Raw genomic sequence first — 21399 nt, 5'->3', positions numbered from 1 at the left:
CGCGAAGGCGGTGGTCAGTTTTCTTCTATGCCACAGACACACCGCCTTCGCGAGCAAGCCCGCTCCCACATTTGATCCGGGGCGGTTTCGAGATTTGCGTTCATTTACGGGCTAGCATTGGCCCATGCCTTCATCACTGTTCTTCGCTTCGGATTGCCCGCCATGACTGCCCATCGAATTGGTTTCCTGATTTGGCCCAGCACTAAAGCACTGACGCTTGCGCTGGCTGAGGAGGCCTTGCGTGTTGCCCAGCGTGTGCATCCGGACGTGGTCTACGAACTGTCGTTTTTGCAGGCCGAACCGCCGAGCGAAAACGCCTGGCAATTGCCCGGCGAAGCCTGGACCGGCAAGCTCGAGAACTTCCAGAAACTGTTCCTGCTCGCTGACGAACCACCGACTGCACTGGCGCCAGCGCTCAGCAGTGCGCTCAAGCAACTGGTGCGTGCCGGTTGCGTGATTGGTGGTTTGTCCGCCGGTGTCTATCCGTTGGCACAACTGGGTTTGCTCGACGGTTATCGTGCTGCCGTGCATTGGCGCTGGCAGGACGATTTCACCGAACGCTTCCCGAAAGTCATTGCCACCAGTCATCTGTTCGACTGGGATCGCGACCGCCTGACTGCATGCGGCGGCATGTCGGTGCTCGACTTGCTGCTGGCGGTGCTGGCCCGCGACCACGGTGCGGAACTGGCCGGTGCGGTGTCCGAAGAGCTGGTGGTCGAGCGCATTCGCGAGGGTGGCGAGCGCCAGCGCATCCCGTTGCAGAACCGTCTCGGCTCCAGCCATCCGAAGCTCACCCAGGCGGTGCTGCTGATGGAAGCCAACATCGAAGAACCGCTGACCACCGACGAAATCGCCCAGCACGTGTGCGTGTCCCGTCGGCAACTGGAGCGGATCTTCAAGCAATATCTCAACCGCGTGCCGAGCCAGTACTACCTGGAGCTGCGCCTGAACAAGGCCCGGCAGATGTTGATGCAAACCAGCAAGTCGATCATCCAGATCGGCTTGTCGTGTGGCTTCTCCTCGGGGCCGCATTTCTCCAGCGCCTACCGCAATTTCTTCGGCGCCACGCCACGGGAAGATCGCAACCAGCGGCGCAGCAGCAGTCCTTTCGAATTGTCTTCGGTGCCGCCGGAACGCGGTTAAGGTTCATTCGTCAGGATCGGAATCTTCCGACGTCGATATCTCCATTTCAGCCTGTTCGATCACAGCTTCGACGCCGAAATCGGTGCTGGTCTTTTTGAAATAGGCGATCAGGGTTTGCAGGCTCTGTTCATTCAGCGGGTTGCCCCGCAGGTTGATGCTTTCGGCAATTTCCAACGGCAACTCCAGAATGTCGCTGGGGATGTGAGTGATCGCATTGCCGCTTAAATCCGCGACTTCCAGTGACTTCAATTGCAACAAGCCTGCGGGCAGTTCGCTGATGCCGGTGTCGCTGAGCATCAGGTTTGCGAGATCGGGCATCTGGCTGACGTCCGGTGCAAGTGCCAGCGGGTTGTCACTCAAATCCAGATAGTCGAGGCGTTCCATTCCCGCCAGTCCCTGTATGTCTTTTGTGGTCAGGGTGAGATCGCATTCGCTCAGCGTCAGTGCCGTCAGATCGCCCATCCTGAAGATCGCGTCTGGAATTTCATGCAGTGAGTATTCGCGGATGGTCAGGCTCTTGAGGCGCGCAAAGCGTTGCAGAAAGTGCCCGGCGCCGGACGTCAGCCCGGAGTCGCTGTGCAAGTACAGAACCGTGACATGACTGAAGTCCGCGCTCAGTGCGGGTAGATCACCGGTGATGATCGTGTTCAGGGTCATGTTGTAGGTGGGCGCAGACGCCTCATTGAAATCGTCCATGTCGGTTTCCCGACGCCAGCAGCGTTCCATCAACTGCTTGAACTCATCGCGGTTGGCGTGCTCGATCAAAAGCTGTTGAGCGGTAAAGGGTTGGCCGCTGACGGGATGAACCGGTGGTACGTCGGCCGTCCAGGCGGCCAGTTCGTTGCGCAAGGTGTCGTACTCGGTTTCCATGCGTGTCAGTTCGGTTCGGCCGTCAGCGAACGTACCGGGCAGGCGATAGATGAAGTCGCTGGCTTCCTCTTGATCCAGGCGTGGATACAGTACTTGCAGGCGCTGGATGTCGGCCTGTTCGGCAAAGATGCCGAAGTCGCGGCGAGTCTGGTTGAAATGGATTTTTATGCGTTCGCGACCGGCAGTGGAAATCGGGTTGCCACCCAGGTCGAAACCTTCTTGTACATTGCTCGGCAAACTGAAAAGCGTGGCGGGAAGTTCTTCTATCCGGTTGTCGTTGAGCAGCGCGGTACGAAGGAGAGGTCGCGACATCAATCCGGGCGGTACTTCGGAGAGGGCGGTACTGGAAATATCGATGTAGTTCAGGTCTGGCATGCTCTCCAGCGTTGGAATTAACCCAAGCGGATTTTTATACAGGTCGAGCACCTGCAGATGCTTTAGCGACGCGATCGTGGCCTGGCTTTGCGCGGTGAGAGTCACAGCGCAGTCGCTGAGGATCAATTCGTGGAGCTGCGGCCATTGCTCGATGGCATCTGGCAGTTGACCGAGGTTGAAGTCGCGCAGCACAAGTCGGCGCAGACCGGAAAATCTCTTGAGGAATTGATTCACGCCGTGGGTGGTGCGATGACCTCCCAGCATCAAGTTGCCAACGTGCGGAAAGTCGACGCTCAACCGGGGTAATTCCCCCCATATCGGCTGGGAGAAATGGAAGGAAACGGGTTCGTCATTGATGCTGTCCCAAGTGGCCTGGCGGCGCCAGCAGTTCAGCAACTCTCCCGTCAGCTGCCGACGCAATTGTTGCTGGACACCTAGCTGTTCGGCGTCGAATCTGATTTGTATGTCCGGTGCAAATCGCGGGACTTCACTGAGCCAGGTATTGAGTTCTCCTGACAATTGCACGTGCTGATTGAACAGTCGGTGGAGTTCGGCCCGGGGACCATCGGGATGCGGCTGCAAGCGTTCGACAAAGCGTTGCAGTTGCTCCGCTGTCAGATGCGGAAACAGTGAATGGGCCCGGGTTTGCAGGGTGGGGGTATTTCTTGGCATCTGCCGGTAGCCATCGGACCCGCCGAGCAAGCGCATCACGCTGGGATCGTAGGTGGTTTTGAGGATCGGGTGCTGTGCCAGCAACAAACGCAATGAGTCACGATCCAACGCATGTTCACGAATCATCCGCTGGAATCTTTCAGCCTCACCGATGTTGATGTTCAGGGCAATTCGCTCGCTGTCGGGCAATGCCTGTAACAGGCTTGAGTACAGCGTGCCGGCACTGTTGAGCGGTTCGCCGACAGCATCAAAGGCTTGATAGGCGCCTTCGGTGTTCAATGCCAGCACCTTGCGCGAGGTAGCCTGCGGATTGCCGATGCTGTCGATCAGTGGTCCGTCATGGGTGTAATGGCGAATTTCCAGTCGAACCCGTCCCGACCAGCCGGGCAGGCGTTCCAGCGAGCGCAGCACCAATTGATGGGTGTCGGTGTTGTTGCGGGTCGAGCGCAGATCCAGTCCCTCATAGGCGCGCGTCACCCGCACTTGCAGGCCAGCCTCTTTCGCCATTTCCCTGAACCGTTTTGCCACTGATCCACTTTCGAGTTGCCGCCGCACTTCTGCGCTCGTGCTGTCGAGCAGGGATTCGGCGATGCTGGTTGGCAGGCAGTGCTCGATGTCCTTGATTCTCTGCACCAACGAACGGCTATTGTTTTCGTGCCTGCGGTAGCGCTGTTCGAATAGTGCTTCCCTTTTAGTTTCAGCCAGTGCTGCCAGGTTGTGGCGCAAGGTACGAGCCCGGGTTGCGTAGCTGGGTGACGGCACGCCGAACTCTTCCTGCATCATTGTCCTGGTGTCGCCGTCGCCCATGGTTTGCAGCAAGCTTTGCAACAAGTCGTTATCGCTCAGTTGCGCCAGATCGATCTGTACCAAAGGCTGGCCTGCGGCGATACGCTCCCAAACGGTTTGTGTCCCGTCAACCAGTCGCAGCCCTTTGTCCGCTGGCCAGTAACCGTAGTCGCAGAGCAGTTCCAGTTGTGTCGCCGGGTCGGCGTTGAGGTAGTCGTCGGCGCGTTCGCTGCCGATTTGATCGATGAAAATCTGCAGGTCCTGATCAATCTTGAAACGTTCAAGCGTGTCGGCCAGTAACGGAGGCAGTTGCCCGTTGTTCACATGCATTTGGCGCAGGGCATTTTCGTGGCTGCCGCTGATGTTCAACATGCGTTCGCACTCGCTCGACGAAAAACGCTGCATGTCCGCACCGATGCGCCGCAGCAGGGTGGTTTGATCCCAGGTCAGCGGTTGGTCGAGTTCCGTCTGCCAGGCACCTTTACCGTTGTGCGCCAAGGCAGGTTGATAGGCATCGGGACGAGTGGGGTGTTCGATGCGATGCTGGCCGGTCAGCGGATCTTCAGTAACGGAATATTGTTTGCCTTCCAGCGAGAGCACGGTTTTGCCTTGGTGCCGATGCAGTCCCAGTGCATCAGTCTTTGCCTGCTCGGGCAGCGCGATGGATTGCTGGTACGTCGTCAGCTCGGGTTTCCAGTAACGGGCTTCGCCATTTGGTCGTTTGACTGAGTTGAAACGATCAATGAACTGCACGATCTCCCGTGGCAGCACTGCGCGAAATTCACCTGCTGCAATCACGCCGCCTGCAGCAAAGGTGCCCACTTGCACCGCGGATTCAACCACGCCCAACAAATGCCCAAAGGCTTCCCGGCCCTGGCCTTCGGCCCAGTCGATGATGCCTTCGAAGGTTTCATCGAGTAACTGGTACGCCATATAGGCCAGCATCAGCTCGCCAAGAAACGGCACGAACGGCAGGGCGATAAAGGCTGCGATGTTGAGCAATGCCGAGGCGATTTCGGTAAAGGAATCCCACAGTGCCCAGCGCACCTTCTGATCCACTGTGGCGGTGGAAACGGCGATTACCCGTGCGTCGTTGAGGATCATGTCGAGTTTGCGCTGATACAGATGAGCCCACAGGTCCCCGTTGATCGGCGCTGACTCCAGCCGCAGGTTTGCACGCGGGTTTGGGGCCTCTCTCCAGCTAGGACGTGAATCGCCCGGTTCGACCGGTTGCCAGGTGACAGGGGCAAGCAGGGTGTTCAGTTGCGAAAAGAAATAACCGCGATCTTCATGGTTGATGAATCGACTGAAGAATTGTTGATAGGCCGGATCGCGCAAGCGCTGGCTCAGTTCCGCCGCGAATGCTGCAGAAGAGGAATATTCCTTGATTGGCTGTTGCGGGTCATCGGGGATGTAGGCCACTACGCTGACTGGTTCGCGTGCACGTTCCAGATCCGGAGCAAATATCACGATGCCGGTCAGGCGGGCATTCAAGATCGTCAGTTCATGACAGCCCCATGCCTGGCCGCGCAAGCGCAGGTTCGGCAGCCCGTCGAGCGGGCCGAGGATCAGGCGCTGGACATCACTGCCGATCAGCTTTTGCATTTGCGCCATATGCAGGGCCGCCGTCAGCGCTGATTTCTGGCTCTCGCGAATTTTGGGCTGCAGGATCGCTGCAACCACTGGATTGCTGACGCCCAGATTTTCTTCCAGATAGGATTTATAGCGCGCGCCAATGTCCAGCTCCCGGCACAGGTGGGTAAACGCCACGATGGGCATTTTTTCCAGAATCTGTGGCAGAACAGTGAATTGCCCGATGGAAGAGGGCTGCGTGATGTAGGTCGAAGCAGATTCGAAGGCGTCAGCTTCGGTTTCAGCGTTTTCGAAATTGTGCAGCGCTGCGTCCAGCAGCGACACAGTCCAGGTGCGGGCCGCCCCCGTCTTCATGCGCAGCCAGGGAAGGTGATCGGGTAAATAAAGACGTAGAAAAGTCCCGCGCACATCCAGCTCCAGGCCAAAACGCGCCTTGATAGCGTTGGAGAGCAATGGCGCGGCGAAGTCGCCGGGGTTTCGCAGGTTGGCCAGCGCTTGATCAACCCGGTTCTGGCTCGTCATGTGGTGTGTAATGAGTCTGCCCAGCTCGGCGTGCTGATGCTGGGGCGCGCTCTTGAGCGCGGGTGACAGTCTCGGTGTGATCTTGCTCAGGGCAACCCGTCGATGTGGTGTTGCCTGACGCAGCCAGGTCGGAATGACATTGAGCAGATGCTGATAATGAACATCCGGTCTGAAGGCATCGAAAGTGGGGTTGTCAGTTTGTTCGTTGTTCATACGGATAGGCCGGAAGGGATAGACCCGTAGGAAAACCCGCGAACGCGAACGCCGTGCGGTACATATTTACCGCACTCGGGCAATTGGCATCAGTTACAACGGAGCAAACCTGCCGCAAACGCTCGCCGCCAGTTAAACTGCGCCTTTGCGACCCTATATGTCGCATTGCCGTAAACCCGGGAAAATCCGGGGTTTGCGCTATAAGAAGTTGTCGCTTGGCGGCAAGGCCGGGCTGAAAACTGTCCTTACAATCCCCCCATCGCTCGCCAGTTTCAGGCGAGTGTTTTCTCTTCAGGAGACTCCGATGTCCGTTGAGCACGCTGCGGTACAACGCGCCGATTTCGATCAGGTAATGGTTCCCAACTATGCGCCTGCCGCATTCATTCCTGTGCGTGGCGCCGGTTCCCGCGTTTGGGACCAGTCCGGTCGCGAGCTGATCGACTTCGCCGGCGGGATTGCCGTTAACGTATTGGGCCACGCGCATCCGGCGCTGGTCAGTGCCTTGACCGAGCAGGCGAACAAGCTTTGGCACGTGTCCAACGTGTTCACCAATGAGCCGGCCCTGCGCCTGGCGCATAAGTTGGTCGACGCCACTTTTGCCGACCGCGCCTTCTTCTGCAACTCCGGCGCCGAAGCCAACGAGGCCGCTTTCAAGCTGGCCCGTCGTGTCGGCTTCGACCGTTTCGGCAGCGAGAAGTACGAAATCATCGCCGCGCTCAACAGCTTCCACGGCCGTACCCTGTTCACCGTGAACGTCGGTGGCCAGTCGAAGTACTCCGATGGCTTCGGTCCGAAAATCACCGGCATCAGCCACGTGCCGTACAACGATCTGGCCGCACTGAAAGCCGCCATTTCCGACAAGACTTGCGCTGTGGTGCTGGAGCCGATCCAGGGCGAAAGCGGTGTCATCCCGGCCGAACTCGAATACCTGCAAGGTGCCCGCGAACTGTGCACCGCGCACAACGCGCTGCTGATCTTCGACGAAGTGCAAACCGGTATGGGCCGTACTGGCCATCTGTTCGCCTACCAGCATTACGGCGTGATTCCGGACATCCTGACCAGCGCCAAGAGCCTGGGCGGTGGTTTCCCGATCGCAGCCATGCTGACCACCGAAGACCTGGCCAAGCACCTGGTCGTCGGCACCCACGGCACCACCTACGGCGGCAACCCGCTGGCGTGCGCTGTCGCGGAAGCCGTGATCGACGTAGTCAACACCCCTGAAGTGCTGGCTGGCGTCACCGCCAAGCACGACAAGTTCAAGGCGCGCCTTGAGCAGATCGGCGAAAAATACGGCCTGTTCACCAAGGTGCGTGGCATGGGCCTGTTGATCGGTTGCGTCTTGAGCGATGCCTGGAAAGGCAAGGCCAAGGACATCTTCAACGCCGCTGAAAAAGAAGGCCTGATGGTGCTGCAAGCCGGTCCGGACGTGGTGCGTTTCGCCCCAAGCCTGGTGGTGGAAGACGCCGATATCGATGCCGGTCTGGACCGCTTCGAACGTGCCGCAGCAAAACTGACGCAAGCCTGATAGACCCTTCGACGCCTGGCTGTTCAGGCGTCGAACCCAATTTTTATGCCTGGCCGGATCAAATGTGGGAGCGGGCTTGCTCGCGAAGGCGGTGGTTCAGACAGCAACGATGTTGACTGATGAATCGCCTTCGCGAGCAAGCCCGCTCCCACAGTGGTCCGAGTGTCTGCAATGACCGCCCGGTTTTTCCTCATAGAGTTTTTCGAAAAAGGAGTGACACCATGCTGGTGATGCGCCCCGCGCAAATGGCTGATCTGGGCGAGGTACAGCGTCTGGCTGCGGATAGCCCGATTGGTGTCACTTCCTTGCCGGATGACGTTGAACGCCTGAGCGACAAGATCGCGGCAAGCGAAGCTTCGTTCGCCGCCGAAGTGAGTTTCAACGGTGAGGAAAGCTATTTCTTCGTCCTCGAAGACTCTGCCACCGGCAAACTGGTCGGTTGCTCGGCAATCGTGGCATCGGCCGGTTATTCCGAGCCGTTCTACAGCTTCCGCAACGAAACGTTCGTGCACGCCTCCCGCGAGCTGAAGATTCACAACAAGATCCACGTGCTCTCGCAGTGCCACGACCTGACCGGCAACAGCTTGCTGACCAGCTTCTACGTGCAGCGCGAGCTGGTGGGTTCGCCTTGGGCCGAGCTCAATTCCCGTGGCCGTTTGCTGTTCGTGGCCAGCCATCCGGAGCGTTTTGCCGATTCCGTGGTGACCGAGATCGTCGGCTACAGCGATGAAAACGGCGACTCGCCATTCTGGGATGCCATCGGTCGCAACTTCTTCGACCTCAACTACGCCGAAGCCGAGCGTCTGTGCGGGCTGAAAAGCCGTACGTTCCTCGCCGAACTGATGCCGCATTACCCGATCTACGTGCCACTGCTGCCGGACTCCGCTCAAGAGGCGATGGGTCAGGTGCACCCGCGGGCGCAGATCACCTTCGACATCCTGATGCGCGAAGGTTTCGAGACCGATCACTACATCGACATTTTCGACGGTGGCCCGACCCTGCATGCCCGCGTCTCGGGGATCCGTTCGATCGCCCAGAGCCGCGTAGTGCCGGTGAAGATCGGTGAGCCGGTCAAAGGTGTCGGTCGCCAGTACCTGGTGGCCAACGCCCAGTTGCAGGACTATCGCGCAGTCATGCTCGAGCTTGACTACGCGCCGGGCAAACCCGTGACCCTGGATCTGGAAGCGGCCGAAGCCCTGGGCGTCGGTGAAGGCGCCAGCGTGCGCCTGGTGGCGGTTTAACACCTGCTTCAAAGAATGCTTAGAAAGCAGCGAGTTTCACGGGTGGCGCAAGCGGCCCGTTTGAGGAGATAGCATGATCGTTCGTCCCGTACGCAGCAGCGATTTACCCGCTCTGATCGACCTGGCCCGCAGCACCGGCACCGGCCTGACCACCTTGCCGGCCAACGAAGAGCGGCTGGCCCATCGGGTTGGCTGGGCCGAGAAGACCTTTCGCGGCGAAGCCGGGCGGGGCGATGCGGACTACCTGTTCGTGCTCGAAGATGACAACGCTCGTGTGGTGGGCATTTCCGCCATTGCCGGCGCCGTCGGCCTGCGTGAGCCCTGGTACAACTTCCGGGTCGGTCTGACGGTCAGCGCTTCCCAAGAGCTAAACATCTATCGCGAAATCCCGACGCTGTTCCTGGCCAACGACCTGACCGGTAACTCGGAGCTGTGCTCGCTGTTCCTGCACGCCGATTACCGCAGCGGCCTCAATGGCCGCATGCTGTCCAAGGCGCGAATGCTGTTCATCGCCGAATTCCCGCAACTGTTCGGCAACAAGATCATTGCCGAAATGCGCGGTGTTTCCGACGAAGCCGGGCGTTCGCCGTTCTGGGAAAGCCTGGGGCGACACTTCTTCAAGATGGAGTTCAGCCAGGCCGACTACCTGACCGGCGTGGGCAACAAGGCGTTCATCGCCGAACTGATGCCGAAATTCCCGCTGTACACCTGCTTCCTGTCGCCGGATGCGCGCAACGTGATCGGTCAGGTTCACCCCGACACCGAGCCGGCGCTGGCCATGCTCAAGAGTGAAGGTTTCAGCTACCAGGGCTACGTCGACATTTTCGATGCCGGCCCGGCGATCGAGTGCGAAACCGGCAAGATCCGCGCCGTGCGCGACAGCCAGGCGCTGGTGCTGGCCGTCGGTACACCGGGTGACGATGCCACGCCATTCATCATTCACAACCGCAAGCGCGAGGACTGCCGGATCACTGCTGCGCCTGCACGTCTGGCCGCCGGCACCCTGGTGGTCGATCCGCAGACCGCCAAACGTCTTCAACTCAACGCTGGCGATCAAGTGCGCGCCGTAGCGTTGTCCGCAGCTCGGGAGTCGAAATAATGAAGTCGCTTTACATCGCAGGTGAATGGCTGGCAGGTGGGGGCGAAGCCTTCGAGTCGCTGAACCCGGTGACCCAGCAGGTGCTGTGGTCCGGCGTCGGTGCCACCGCCGCTCAGGTCGAGTCGGCTGTGCAAGCGGCGCGTCAGGCGTTCCCGGGCTGGGCGCGGCGTACCCTGGAAGAACGTATCTCGGTGCTGGAAGCCTTTGCTGCAGCGCTGAAAAACCATGCGGACGAACTGGCCCGCACCATCGGTGAAGAAACCGGCAAACCCCTGTGGGAAGCGGCGACCGAAGTCACCAGCATGGTCAACAAGATTGCCATCTCGGTGCAGAGCTACCGCGAACGTACCGGCGAGAAGAGCGGCCCGCTGGGCGACGCCACCGCTGTGCTGCGCCACAAGCCCCACGGTGTGGTGGCGGTGTTCGGTCCTTACAACTTCCCGGGTCACTTGCCGAACGGCCACATCGTGCCGGCGCTGCTGGCCGGTAACAGCGTGCTGTTCAAGCCAAGCGAGCTGACACCGAAAGTGGCCGAACTGACGGTCAAGTGCTGGATCGAGGCTGGTTTGCCGGCCGGCGTGTTGAACCTGCTGCAAGGTGCTCGCGAAACCGGCATCGCTCTGGCGGCGAACCCGGGCATCGACGGTCTGTTCTTCACCGGTTCCAGCCGTACCGGTAATCACCTGCACCAGCAGTTCGCCGGTCGTCCGGACAAGATCCTTGCGCTGGAAATGGGTGGTAACAATCCACTGGTGGTCGATCAGGTCGCCGACCTCGACGCCGCGGTGTACACCATCATCCAGTCGGCCTTCATCTCTGCCGGCCAGCGTTGCACCTGCGCCCGCCGCTTGCTGGTGCCGCAAGGTGCCTGGGGCGACACGTTGCTGGCGCGCCTGGTGGCGGTCAGCGCGACCATCGAAGTCGGTGCTTTCGATCAGCAGCCGGCGCCGTTCATGGGCTCGGTGGTTTCCCTTGGCGCTGCGAAAGCGTTGATGGATGCGCAGGAACACCTGCTGGCCAACGGCGCCGTGGCGCTGCTGGAAATGACTCAGCCTCAGGCTCAGTCGGCCTTGTTGACCCCGGGCATCCTGGACGTCAGCGCCGTCGCCGATCGTCCTGACGAAGAGCTGTTCGGCCCGTTGCTGCAAGTGATCCGCTACGCTGATTTTGAAGCGGCGATCGCTGAAGCCAACGACACCGCGTACGGTTTGGCCGCTGGTCTGCTGTCGGACTCCGAAGCGCGCTACCAGCAGTTCTGGCTGGAAAGCCGCGCCGGTATCGTCAACTGGAACAAGCAGCTGACGGGCGCTGCAAGCAGCGCGCCATTCGGCGGCGTCGGCGCCTCGGGCAACCATCGCGCCAGTGCCTACTACGCGGCAGATTACTGCGCGTACCCGGTGGCCTCGCTGGAAACGCCGAACCTGGTGATGCCAGCGACCCTGACCCCGGGCGTGAAGCTTTCGTAAGGCTTTATGTAGCAGCTGCCGAAGGCTGCGTTCGGCTGCGAAGCAGCCGCGATTGCGGTATCCATGATTCTGATCCGGAAACACGGTGTACCGATTTACGACTGCTGTGCAGCCGAACGCAGCCTGCGGCAGCTGCTACACAGATTGCATTCCAGTCATTTTTATTGATGCCTATAACAACAGATTTTCGTGGAGCCTCGCTGATGAAATCCTATGAAGTCAATTTTGACGGTCTAGTGGGGCCGACCCATAACTACGGCGGCCTGTCCTACGGCAACGTCGCGTCCCAGAGCAACAGCCAGCAGTCTTCCAACCCGAAGGAAGCGGCGTTGCAAGGCCTGGCGAAGATGAAAGCGCTGATGGAAATGGGTTTCCAGCAAGGCGTGCTGGCACCGCAAGAGCGCCCGGATGTGGCCGCACTGCGTCGCCTGGGTTTCAGTGGCACCGATGCGCAGGTGATCGAGCGCGCGGCCAAAGAGGCCATGCCGTTGCTGGTTGCCAGTTGCTCGGCGTCGAGCATGTGGGTGGCCAACGCCGCCACGGTCAGCCCGAGCGCCGACACCGCTGACGGTCGTGTGCATTTCACCGCCGCCAACCTCAACTGCAAATATCACCGCAGCATCGAACACCCGACCACCAGCCGCGTGCTGGGGGCAATGTTCGCTGACCAGAAACACTTCGCTCACCATGCCGCCTTGCCGGCCGTGGCGCAGTTCGGTGACGAAGGCGCGGCCAACCACACGCGTTTCTGCCGTGAATACGGCGGAGCCGGCGTCGAGTTCTTCGTCTTCGGTCGCAGCGCATTCGACACCCGCTACCCGGCACCGCAGAAGTACCCGGCGCGCCAGACCCTCGAAGCGTCCCAGGCCGTTGCCCGTCTGCATGGCTTGAGCGATGACGGCGTGGTCTATGCCCAGCAGAACCCGTCGGTGATCGATCAGGGTGTGTTCCATAACGACGTGATCGCGGTCGGCAACGGCGAAGTGCTGTTCTATCACGAGGACGCATTCCTCGAGACCGAACAGATGCTGGCTGAGCTGCAAAGCAAACTCGCCAAAGTCGGTGGGAAATTTCAGTCGATCTGTGTACCGCGTTCCGCAGTAAGCGTGGACGATGCGGTTCGTTCCTACCTGTTCAATAGCCAACTGCTGTCGCGTCCTGACGGCTCCATGCTATTGATCGTGCCGGAAGAATGCCGTGGCAACGAGCGTGTCTGGCAGTACCTGCAGGGTTTGACCAGCTCCGGCGGCCTGATCCGCGAAGTGAAAGTCTTCGATCTCAAGCAGAGCATGCAGAACGGCGGTGGCCCGGCTTGCCTGCGGTTGCGCGTCGCACTCAACGAAACCGAACTGGCGGCCGTCAACCCAGGGGTTATCATGACGGCACCGTTGTACGGCACACTGACCGAATGGGTCGAGAAGCACTACCGCGACCGCATGACCGAAAACGATCTGGCGGACCCGCAATTGCTGCTTGAGTGCCGGACGGCACTGGATGAACTGACGCAAATCCTTAAACTGGGCGCGGTTTATCCATTCCAGATCAATTGATCGACGGCGCGCCGCCCTCTACGGCAGCGCGCTGCTTCATCTCAAATGAGAGCGTAAAGACATGAGCGATACCCTGCAGCTGATCCTTGAAGACACCGACGGCACGCAACTGGAGACGTCCTGCACCCGCGTCGCGGTCATGTGGCAAGGCAAAGAGCTGTGGATCCAGCAGGACGGCCGCGGCCAGTTGCTGATCGGTGTGGACGTCGAGGAGGGCGACGCCGAATACGCCAACCTGCTGTTGCGCCCATTGGCGACTAATCTGGTAAGTCTGCAACTGGAGATGGAACCGGCTGACCTCACCGACGACGAGGAACACGTTCACGGCCCGGATTGCAACCACGACCACTAAGGAAATCGCTCTATGCTCGCCCTCGGCAAACTGCTTGAACTGACCCTCGCCGGCCGCGAACCGGCGGAGAAGACTCAACTGACTGTCGAAGGCGTGCGCATGCGCTGGTTGAGCGAAGGTGCGCTGGAAGTCCGGCCACCTGAAGCGCGTGACAATGGCCTGGACCTGCTGCTGTCGGCGGGGATCCACGGCAACGAAACAGCGCCGATCGAGCTGCTCGATCGCCTGTTGCACGACATCGCTCGCGGCGATCTGAAGCCGCGCGCACGTATTCTGTTCCTGTTCGGCAATCCTGAAGCGATTCGCAAAGGCGAGCGTTTTATCGAGCAGGACGTCAATCGGCTGTTCAATGGCCGTCATGAACAAAGCAGCGGCTCCGAAGCCTTGCGCGCCTGTGAACTGGAGCGTCTGGCAGCGAGTTTCTTCAGTCTGCCGGACCGTCAGCGCCTGCACTACGACCTGCACACGGCCATTCGCGGCTCGAAGATCGAGCAGTTCGCCTTGTATCCGTGGAAAGAAGACCGCCAGCATTCGCGTCAGGAGCTGGCGCGTCTGCGTGCCGCCGGCATGGAAGCGGTGCTGTTGCAGAACAAGCCGTCCATCGTGTTCAGCGCTTACACTTACGACAAGCTCGGTGCCGAGGCCTTCACCCTGGAGCTTGGCAAGGCGCGGCCATTCGGGCAAAACGCCGGGGTCAATGTCTCGCTGCTGGAGAGGCGTCTCAAGCAGATCATCGAAGGCACTGAGCCGGAACTGACTGAAGAAGCACTGGACGGTTTGCAGCTATATAGCGTGGCACGTGAAATCATCAAGCACAGCGATAGCTTCCGCCTGAACCTGCCAGCGGACATCGAGAACTTTTCGGAGCTGAAAGTGGGTTACCTGCTGGCGGAAGACATCGCCAACACCCGCTGGATCATCGAGGAAGAGGGCGCCCGGATCATCTTCCCGAACCCCAAGGTGAAGAATGGTTTGCGTGCCGGCATCCTGGTCGTGCCGACCACCGACGAAAACCTGGCCTGAAATCAGCGTAGAACCAATGTGGGAGCGGGCTTGCTCGCGAAGACGGTGGCACATCCAGCATCGATGTGACTGTTACACCGCTTTCGCGAGCAAGCCCGCTCCCACATTTGGTTTTGAGTGAGGCCATGGACCTCACTTAGCCTTTAGACCGCTACTGCACGCGGCTCGCTGCGACGCAGCGCACGCACCTTGTGCAACGTATCCGCACAGGTCTTCGCCGCTTCCTGGCCTTTATGCACGAAATGCTCGAAGAAGAACTTCTGGTGCTCTTCGCCGGCATGGAAGTGGTGCGGGGTCAGGGACACCGAGAACACCGGCACTTCGGTTTCCAGTTGAACCTGCATCAGGCCGCTGACCACCGACTGGGCGACGAACTCGTGACGGTAGATCCCGCCGTCCACCACCAGGGCTGCCGCGACGATGCCGGCATAACGACCGGTCTTGGCCAGCAATTTGGCGTGCAGGGGCATTTCAAAGGCGCCGCCGACTTCGAAGAAGTCGATGTCGGATTCCTGATAACCCTGGGTAATCATTTCGGCGAGGAAACCTTTACGGCTCTGATCGACGATTTCCTTGTGCCAGCAGGCCTGGATGAACGCGACGCGCTCGCCGTGATGGTTTTTGCTTTTGCTGTCAATTGCGGTGGGTTGCATGTTCTGACTCCTGTTTGTGTGAAAAACAGGGCGTTATGAATCGAAGGGGATTTGAGGGTACGCAGGCACGAGTGCCTACGGACGGCGCTTTGGTATAGAGCTAGGCGGCGTCAATCCCGTTCTCTCTTCATCCGGACTATGACCGTCGGCCCCGGGATCGCACCGGGTCTGCTGACCTTGCTGTCACGCACCGCCGAAGCCGTGCTGTCACCAAGCGCTCGCGGGCTATGCGCATTGCGCGCAATTACCGCCGGTGGGGAGTTGCACCCCGCCCTGAGAACGTTTTTTGCCGCCGGAATGTTTGGCGGCGCAGCGTTTTTATCACATATTTCCGATATGTGCATGGCCAATACCGGTCAGTCAAGGTGTGGAACCTGTGGGAGCGGGCTTGCTCGCGAAGACGGTTTAACATCCAACGCAAATGTTGACTGTCAGTCCGCCTTCGCGTGCAAGCCCGCTCCCACATGGGCGCAATTCGCCTTTTACTCGTTCAAGGGTTGATTAATCGTCGTCATGCCCGCAGTAATTCTTTCCTGAAAGGGATTTCCCCTGCTTACCGAGGCCAGATTCATGAGCGTTATCGATCTTCGTAGCGACACCGTCACCCAACCTTCCGCCGGCATGCTCGACGCGATGGCCAAGGCCGCCACCGGTGACGACGTGTATGGCGAAGACCCGACGGTCAATCACCTGGAGGCCGAACTGGCCAAGCGCCTGGGTTTTGCCGCGGCGCTGTTCGTGCCGACGGGCACCATGAGCAACCTGTTGGGTTTGATGGCCCACTGCGAGCGCGGTGACGAGTACATCGTTGGCCAGCAGGCTCACACTTATAAGTACGAAGGTGGCGGCGCAGCGGTGCTCGGTTCGATCCAGCCACAGCCGCTGGAAGTACAGGCCGATGGTTCGCTGGACCTGGCGCAGGTCGCTGCTGCGATCAAACCGGATGACTTTCATTTCGCCCGCACCCGTTTGCTGGCGCTGGAAAACACCATGCAAGGCAAAGTCCTGCCGCTGGAATACCTGGCGCGGGCGCGCAGTTTTACTCGCGAACATGGCTTGCAGCTGCACCTGGACGGCGCACGCCTGTACAACGCGGCAGTGAAGCTGGGTGTCGATGCCCGGGAAATCACCCAGTATTTCGACTCCATCTCGGTATGCCTGTCAAAAGGGCTTGGCGCACCGGTCGGTTCGGTACTGTGCGGCTCGGTGGCGTTGATCGGCAAGGCGCGGCGCCTGCGCAAGATGGTCGGCGGTGGCATGCGTCAGGCCGGGATTCTGGCAGCGGCGGGGCTGTACGCCCTGGATCACAATGTTCAGCGCCTGGCCTATGACCACGCCAATGCGCAATTGCTGGCCGATGGCCTGCGGGCGGCGGGTTTTGAGGTCGAGCCGGTGCAGACCAACATGGTTTACGTGCAGATGGGCGACAAAGCAGAGGCGATCAAGGCCTTTGCCGCCGAGCGTGGGATCAAGCTCAGTGCCGCCGCTCGTCTGCGCATGGTGACGCACATGGACATCAACCGTGCGCAAATCGAGCAGGTCGTCGCGACATTCGTCGACTTTTCGCGCAAGTGATAGCGTTAGCACTTCAATTGAGCGTTTCTATCGTATAAACACGCTGTACCCCGCGCGCAGGGCCGATATAATGCGGCCCTTTGCCGTCGCTTCGTCTGTTGACGTTTCGAACAGGCCTTTGGCCGCAGCCTCCGTGGAAGAACCTAATGAAAAGCGCAGAAATCCGTGAAGCCTTCCTTCGCTTCTTCGAAGAGCAAGGCCACACCCGTGTAGCCTCCAGCTCTTTGATTCCGGGCAACGACCCAACCCTGCTGTTCACTAACGCGGGGATGAACCAGTTCAAGGACTGCTTCCTGGGCCAGGAAAAGCGCGCGTACACTCGCGCGGTCAGCAGCCAGAAATGCGTGCGTGCCGGCGGCAAGCACAACGACCTGGAAAACGTCGGTTATACCGCCCGTCACCACACCTTCTTCGAAATGCTGGGTAACTTCAGCTTCGGCGACTACTTCAAGCGTGATGCCATCAGCTACGCCTGGAACTTCCTGACTTCCGACAAATGGCTGAACCTGCCGAAGGAAAAGCTCTGGGTCACCGTCTACGCCAGCGATGACGAGGCGTACGACATCTGGACCAAGGAAATCGGGGTTCCGGCCGAGCGCATGGTGCGTATCGGCGACAACAAAGGCGCGCCGTACGCGTCCGACAACTTCTGGACCATGGGCGATACCGGCCCGTGCGGTCCTTGCACCGAGATTTTCTACGATCACGGCGCCGACATCTGGGGCGGCCCGCCGGGCTCGCCGGAAGAAGACGGCGATCGTTACATCGAAATCTGGAACAACGTGTTCATGCAGTTCAACCGCACCGCCGATGGCGTGTTGCACCCGCTGCCAGCGCCGTCGGTGGACACCGGCATGGGCCTGGAGCGGATCAGTGCCGTGCTGCAGCACGTTCACTCGAACTATGAGATCGACCTGTTCCAGAGCCTGCTGAACGCAGCGGCCAAGGCCGTCGGTTGCACCAACGACGCCCAGGCTTCGCTGAAAGTGGTGGCCGACCACATCCGTTCCTGCGGTTTCCTGATCGCCGACGGCGTGCTGCCATCCAACGAAGGCCGCGGCTACGTGCTGCGTCGGATCATCCGTCGCGCCTGCCGCCACGGTAACAAACTGGGTGCCAAGGGCAGCTTCTTCTACCAGATCGTTGCGGCCCTGGTTGCCGAGATGGGCGAAGCCTTCCCTGAGCTGAAGTCCCAGCAGGCGCACATCGAACGCGTGCTGAAAGCTGAAGAAGAGCAGTTCGCCAAGACCCTGGAGCAGGGCCTGAAGATCCTCGAGCAGGATCTGGCTGAGCTGAAAGGCGACGTGGTGCCGGGCGACGTGGTGTTCAAACTCTACGACACCTACGGTTTCCCGATGGACCTGACCGGCGACATCGCTCGTGAGCGCAGCCTGACCATCGACGAAGAAGGTTTCGAACGTGAAATGGAAGCCCAGCGCGTCCGTGCCCGTTCCGCCAGTTCCTTCGGCATGGACTACAACAGCCTGGTCAAGGTCGATGTGGACACCGAATTCACCGGTTACACCGCTCACAGCGGTTCCGCCAAAATCGTTGCGCTCTATAAAGACGGGCAATCGGTTGACGTACTGAGCGAAGGTGAAGAGGGCGTGGTCGTTCTCGATCAGACGCCGTTCTATGCTGAGTCCGGTGGTCAGATTGGTGATTGCGGCTTCCTCCAGGCGGGCGCTGCGCGTTTCGACGTGCGCGACACCACCAAGACCGGTGGTGCGTTCCTGCACCACGGTGTGCTGGATTCGGGCAGCCTGATCGTAGGCTCGCCAGTTCAGGCGCAGGTGGATGCCGACGTACGTCACGCCACTTCGTTGAACCACTCCGCAACTCACTTGCTGCACGCAGCATTGCGTCAGGTGCTGGGCGATCACGTTCAGCAGAAAGGCTCGCTGGTCGATAGTCAGCGCCTGCGCTTCGACTTCAGTCACTTCGAAGCCATCAAGCCTGAGCAATTGAAGGCGTTGGAAGACATCGTCAACGCCGAGATTCGCAAGAATTCCGAGGTTGAAACCGAAGAAACCGATATCGAAACCGCCAAGCAGAAAGGCGCCATGGCGCTGTTCGGCGAGAAATACGGCGACAACGTGCGCGTGCTGAGCATGGGCGATTTCTCTGTCGAGCTGTGCGGCGGTATCCACGCCAACCGTACCGGCGACATCGGCCTGCTGAAAATCATCAGCGAAGGCGGTGTGGCATCAGGTGTACGTCGTATCGAGGCAGTGACCGGCGCAGCAGCGCTGGCCTACCTGAACGCCGCTGAAGAACAACTCAAGGAAGCGGCCAGCCTGGTCAAGGGCAGCCGCGACAATCTGATCGACAAGCTGTCGGCTGTGCTGGAGCGCAACCGTCTGCTGGAGAAGCAACTCGAGCAGTTGCAAGCCAAGGCAGCCAGTGCCGCGGGCGACGATCTGTCGGCCCAGGCGCTGGACGTCAAGGACGTGAAAGTACTGGCCGTGCGTCTGGACGGTCAGGATGGCAAGGCGCTGCTGGCGCTGGTCGATCAACTGAAAAACAAACTCGGCCGCGCAGTGATCCTGCTCGGCAGTGTCCATGAGGAAAAGGTCGTTCTGGTTGCAGGCGTAACCAAAGACCTGACTGGCCAACTCAAAGCCGGTGATTTGATGAAGCAAGCCGCTGCGGCAGTCGGCGGGAAGGGCGGTGGTCGTCCAGATATGGCGCAAGGCGGCGGTACCGACGCTGGCGCACTGGATGCGGCACTGGCCCTGACCGTTCCGTTTGTAGAGCAGGGTCTATAAGGCAGTGCTTGCGGCTCGCAGTCTAGTGGCGGGCCGCAACGCTGTTTGAGTGATTATTTGGGCGCCCTTCATGGGCAGAGGCGGCTTTGAAATGGCTTTGATCGTACAGAAATTTGGAGGCACCTCGGTCGGCACTGTCGAGAGAATCGAGCAGGTCGCCGACAAGGTTAAGAAATTCCGCGACGCCGGCGATGACCTGGTGGTTGTGCTGTCTGCAATGAGCGGCGAAACCAACCGTCTGATCGATCTGGCCAAGCAAATCAGTGGCGACGGCCAACCGGTTCCGCGTGAGCTGGATGTGATCGTCTCCACCGGTGAGCAGGTGACGATTGCCCTGTTGGCCATGGCGCTGATCAAGCGTGGCGTGCCGGCGGTGTCGTACACCGGTAACCAGGTGCGGATTCTCACGGATAGCGCGCACAATAAAGCGCGTATCTTGCAGATTGATGACCAGAAGATTCGTGGTGACCTGAAGGCGGGTCGTGTGGTGGTTGTCGCCGGCTTCCAGGGCGTCGACGAGCACGGCAACATCACGACCCTCGGTCGTGGCGGTTCCGACACCACCGGCGTGGCGCTGGCGGCAGCCCTGAAGGCTGACGAATGCCAGATCTACACCGACGTCGACGGCGTCTACACCACCGATCCGCGTGTGGTGTCCGTGGCTCAGCGCCTGGACAAGATCACCTTTGAAGAGATGCTGGAAATGGCCAGCCTCGGTTCCAAGGTATTGCAGATCCGTGCGGTGGAATTCGCCGGCAAGTACAACGTTCCGCTGCGCGTACTGCACAGCTTCAAGGAGGGTCCGGGCACCCTCATTACTATTGATGAAGAGGAAACCATGGAACAGCCGATCATTTCCGGTATCGCTTTCAACCGCGATGAAGCCAAGCTGACCATCCGTGGCGTGCCAGATATCCCGGGCGTTGCCTTCAAGATTCTCGGCCCGATCAGTGCCGCGAACATCGAAGTCGACATGATCGTGCAGAACGTTGCGCACGATAACACCACCGACTTCACCTTCACCGTGCACCGCAACGACTACCAGGCGGCGCAAACCGTGCTGGAAAAAACCGCTGGCGAACTGGGTGCCCGTGAAGTCGTGGGCGACACCAAGATTGCCAAGGTGTCGATCGTTGGCGTTGGCATGCGTTCTCACGCAGGCGTGGCCAGCCGCATGTTCGAATCCCTGGCCAAGGAAAGCATCAACATCCAGATGATCTCGACGTCGGAAATCAAAGTCTCCGTAGTGATCGAAGAGAAATACCTGGAACTGGCTGTGCGCGCTCTGCACACGGCTTTCGAACTGGACGCGCCGGCCCGCCAGGGCGAGTGATGCGTTCGCCAAAAGGCGCGGTCTGACCGCGCCTTTTGTTTTTTTGAATGGCGTGACCCCGAGGCTGTTCTTTTGCTCGCGCTAGTCAATACTCAGGCATGTAGGGCTGCGATCGCTCCGGTTGTGGGTCGAGTGCCTTTTTTTTGCAGACTGTTGTCCCTGAAATGAAATGCGTGAGGAGAAAGGTATGCTGATTCTGACTCGTCGGTGCGCAGAAAGCCTGATTATCGGTGATGGCGAAATCACCGTGACCGTGCTCGGCGTCAAAGGAAATCAAGTGCGCATCGGTGTTAATGCCCCCAAAGAGGTCGCCGTTCACCGGGAAGAAATTTACCTGCGTATCAAGAAAGAGAAGGACGAAGAACCAAGCCATTAATTTTTATCGTTTTTTATGTTTGCAAACGGGGAAGAAGCTGGTTAATATACGCCCCGTGTTGCGGAGAGCTGGCCGAGTGGCCGAAGGCGCTCCCCTGCTAAGGGAGTACACCTCAAAAGGGTGTCGGGGGTTCGAATCCCCCGTTCTCCGCCATTATTTGCTTAGTACGTTGTAATCTGGCTTCTTCGGTAAGTTGTTGAAATTACTAGAAAAAGTGTTTGACATAGAGATTAAACGGCCTATAATGCGCGGCAACAAATGCAC

The 21399-nt window shown here is 59.6% G+C and carries 14 protein-coding genes, 1 tRNA gene and 1 riboswitch; of the genes, 13 read left to right on the top strand and 2 right to left on the bottom strand.

Features of this window, described 5'->3' with window-relative positions:
- The first annotated feature begins 162 nt into the window (after positions 1 to 162).
- Positions 163 to 1143, top strand: a complete 981-nt coding sequence (gene argR, locus AC07XF_RS14730; protein WP_495027057.1) for a transcriptional regulator ArgR — start codon at positions 163 to 165, stop codon at positions 1141 to 1143.
- Positions 1144 to 1146: 3 nt separating this feature from the next.
- Here the strand turns inward: argR and AC07XF_RS14725 are convergent, their stop codons facing one another.
- The gene (locus tag AC07XF_RS14725; protein ID WP_495027056.1) at positions 1147 to 6174 is read right to left on the bottom strand and encodes a dermonecrotic toxin domain-containing protein; all 5028 of its coding nucleotides are present in this window, start codon (positions 6172 to 6174) and stop codon (positions 1147 to 1149) included.
- A gap of 304 nt (positions 6175 to 6478) precedes the next feature.
- On the opposite strand from AC07XF_RS14725, the gene AC07XF_RS14720 reads away from it, so the two are divergent.
- The 7 genes from AC07XF_RS14720 (at position 6479) to astE (ending at position 14430) form a co-directional block, all read left to right on the top strand.
- Positions 6479 to 7699 (top strand): aspartate aminotransferase family protein, encoded by a 1221-nt coding sequence (locus AC07XF_RS14720; RefSeq protein ID WP_495027055.1) that lies wholly within the window; start codon positions 6479 to 6481, stop codon positions 7697 to 7699.
- A gap of 221 nt (positions 7700 to 7920) precedes the next feature.
- Positions 7921 to 8940 carry an arginine/ornithine succinyltransferase subunit alpha gene (gene aruF, locus AC07XF_RS14715; RefSeq protein ID WP_007992774.1) on the top strand — a complete coding sequence of 340 codons (1020 nt, stop codon included), beginning with the start codon at positions 7921 to 7923 and terminating at the stop codon, positions 8938 to 8940.
- Between the two features lie 73 nt (positions 8941 to 9013).
- A complete protein-coding gene (astA, locus tag AC07XF_RS14710) occupies positions 9014 to 10039 on the top strand; it encodes an arginine N-succinyltransferase (protein WP_007992775.1) in 1026 nt (341 codons plus the stop codon).
- Positions 10036 to 11505 (top strand): succinylglutamate-semialdehyde dehydrogenase, encoded by a 1470-nt coding sequence (gene astD, locus AC07XF_RS14705; protein WP_495027060.1) that lies wholly within the window; start codon positions 10036 to 10038, stop codon positions 11503 to 11505. Before astA ends, astD begins: the two co-directional genes overlap by 4 nt.
- 203 nt (positions 11506 to 11708) lie before the next feature.
- Positions 11709 to 13055: an N-succinylarginine dihydrolase gene (gene astB / locus AC07XF_RS14700; RefSeq protein WP_495027054.1), complete on the top strand. Its 1347-nt coding sequence runs from the start codon at positions 11709 to 11711 to the stop codon at positions 13053 to 13055.
- Between the two features lie 61 nt (positions 13056 to 13116).
- Positions 13117 to 13407: a hypothetical protein gene (locus AC07XF_RS14695; protein WP_007992779.1), complete on the top strand. Its 291-nt coding sequence runs from the start codon at positions 13117 to 13119 to the stop codon at positions 13405 to 13407.
- A gap of 12 nt (positions 13408 to 13419) precedes the next feature.
- Positions 13420 to 14430, top strand: coding sequence for a succinylglutamate desuccinylase (astE, locus tag AC07XF_RS14690; protein WP_495027053.1), 1011 nt, complete (start codon positions 13420 to 13422; stop codon positions 14428 to 14430).
- Between the two features lie 143 nt (positions 14431 to 14573).
- Here astE and AC07XF_RS14685 read toward each other — a convergent pair whose 3' ends face one another.
- Positions 14574 to 15083 carry a 6,7-dimethyl-8-ribityllumazine synthase gene (locus AC07XF_RS14685; RefSeq protein WP_495027052.1) on the bottom strand — a complete coding sequence of 170 codons (510 nt, stop codon included), beginning with the start codon at positions 15081 to 15083 and terminating at the stop codon, positions 14574 to 14576.
- A gap of 114 nt (positions 15084 to 15197) precedes the next feature.
- Positions 15198 to 15368, bottom strand: a riboswitch (FMN riboswitch).
- 285 nt (positions 15369 to 15653) lie between these two features.
- Between AC07XF_RS14685 and ltaE the strand changes: the two genes are divergently transcribed.
- From ltaE to AC07XF_RS14660, 5 genes are all read left to right on the top strand, one after another.
- The gene (gene ltaE, locus AC07XF_RS14680; RefSeq protein ID WP_495027051.1) at positions 15654 to 16658 is read left to right on the top strand and encodes a low-specificity L-threonine aldolase; all 1005 of its coding nucleotides are present in this window, start codon (positions 15654 to 15656) and stop codon (positions 16656 to 16658) included.
- A gap of 146 nt (positions 16659 to 16804) precedes the next feature.
- On the top strand, positions 16805 to 19426 hold the full coding sequence (gene alaS / locus AC07XF_RS14675) for an alanine--tRNA ligase (RefSeq protein WP_495027050.1): 2622 nt from the start codon (positions 16805 to 16807) through the stop codon (positions 19424 to 19426).
- 91 nt (positions 19427 to 19517) lie between these two features.
- On the top strand, positions 19518 to 20759 hold the full coding sequence (locus tag AC07XF_RS14670) for an aspartate kinase (protein WP_495027049.1): 1242 nt from the start codon (positions 19518 to 19520) through the stop codon (positions 20757 to 20759).
- 187 nt (positions 20760 to 20946) lie between these two features.
- A complete protein-coding gene (gene csrA, locus AC07XF_RS14665; protein WP_002554426.1) occupies positions 20947 to 21135 on the top strand; it encodes a carbon storage regulator CsrA in 189 nt (62 codons plus the stop codon).
- Positions 21136 to 21197: 62 nt separating this feature from the next.
- Positions 21198 to 21288, top strand: a tRNA-Ser gene (locus AC07XF_RS14660).
- Positions 21289 to 21399: the final 111 nt, after the last annotated feature.

This window comes from Pseudomonas sp. GW821-FHT01C01 (assembly GCF_059422645.1).
This window is presented reverse-complemented; position numbering and strand designations above follow the sequence as displayed.

What these genes read in the sequence shown, in the direction of transcription:
- argR (WP_495027057.1), top strand. Translation starts at nt 163, where the DNA reads ATGACTGCCCATCGAATTGGTTTCCTGATTTGGCCCAGCACTAAAGCA.
- AC07XF_RS14725 (WP_495027056.1), bottom strand. Translation starts at nt 6,174, where the DNA reads ATGAACAACGAACAAACTGACAACCCCACTTTCGATGCCTTCAGACCG.
- AC07XF_RS14720 (WP_495027055.1), top strand. Translation starts at nt 6,479, where the DNA reads ATGTCCGTTGAGCACGCTGCGGTACAACGCGCCGATTTCGATCAGGTA.
- aruF (WP_007992774.1), top strand. Translation starts at nt 7,921, where the DNA reads ATGCTGGTGATGCGCCCCGCGCAAATGGCTGATCTGGGCGAGGTACAG.
- astA (WP_007992775.1), top strand. Translation starts at nt 9,014, where the DNA reads ATGATCGTTCGTCCCGTACGCAGCAGCGATTTACCCGCTCTGATCGAC.
- astB (WP_495027054.1), top strand. Translation starts at nt 11,709, where the DNA reads ATGAAATCCTATGAAGTCAATTTTGACGGTCTAGTGGGGCCGACCCAT.
- AC07XF_RS14695 (WP_007992779.1), top strand. Translation starts at nt 13,117, where the DNA reads ATGAGCGATACCCTGCAGCTGATCCTTGAAGACACCGACGGCACGCAA.
- astE (WP_495027053.1), top strand. Translation starts at nt 13,420, where the DNA reads ATGCTCGCCCTCGGCAAACTGCTTGAACTGACCCTCGCCGGCCGCGAA.
- AC07XF_RS14685 (WP_495027052.1), bottom strand. Translation starts at nt 15,083, where the DNA reads ATGCAACCCACCGCAATTGACAGCAAAAGCAAAAACCATCACGGCGAG.
- ltaE (WP_495027051.1), top strand. Translation starts at nt 15,654, where the DNA reads ATGAGCGTTATCGATCTTCGTAGCGACACCGTCACCCAACCTTCCGCC.
- alaS (WP_495027050.1), top strand. Translation starts at nt 16,805, where the DNA reads ATGAAAAGCGCAGAAATCCGTGAAGCCTTCCTTCGCTTCTTCGAAGAG.
- AC07XF_RS14670 (WP_495027049.1), top strand. Translation starts at nt 19,518, where the DNA reads ATGGCTTTGATCGTACAGAAATTTGGAGGCACCTCGGTCGGCACTGTC.
- csrA (WP_002554426.1), top strand. Translation starts at nt 20,947, where the DNA reads ATGCTGATTCTGACTCGTCGGTGCGCAGAAAGCCTGATTATCGGTGAT.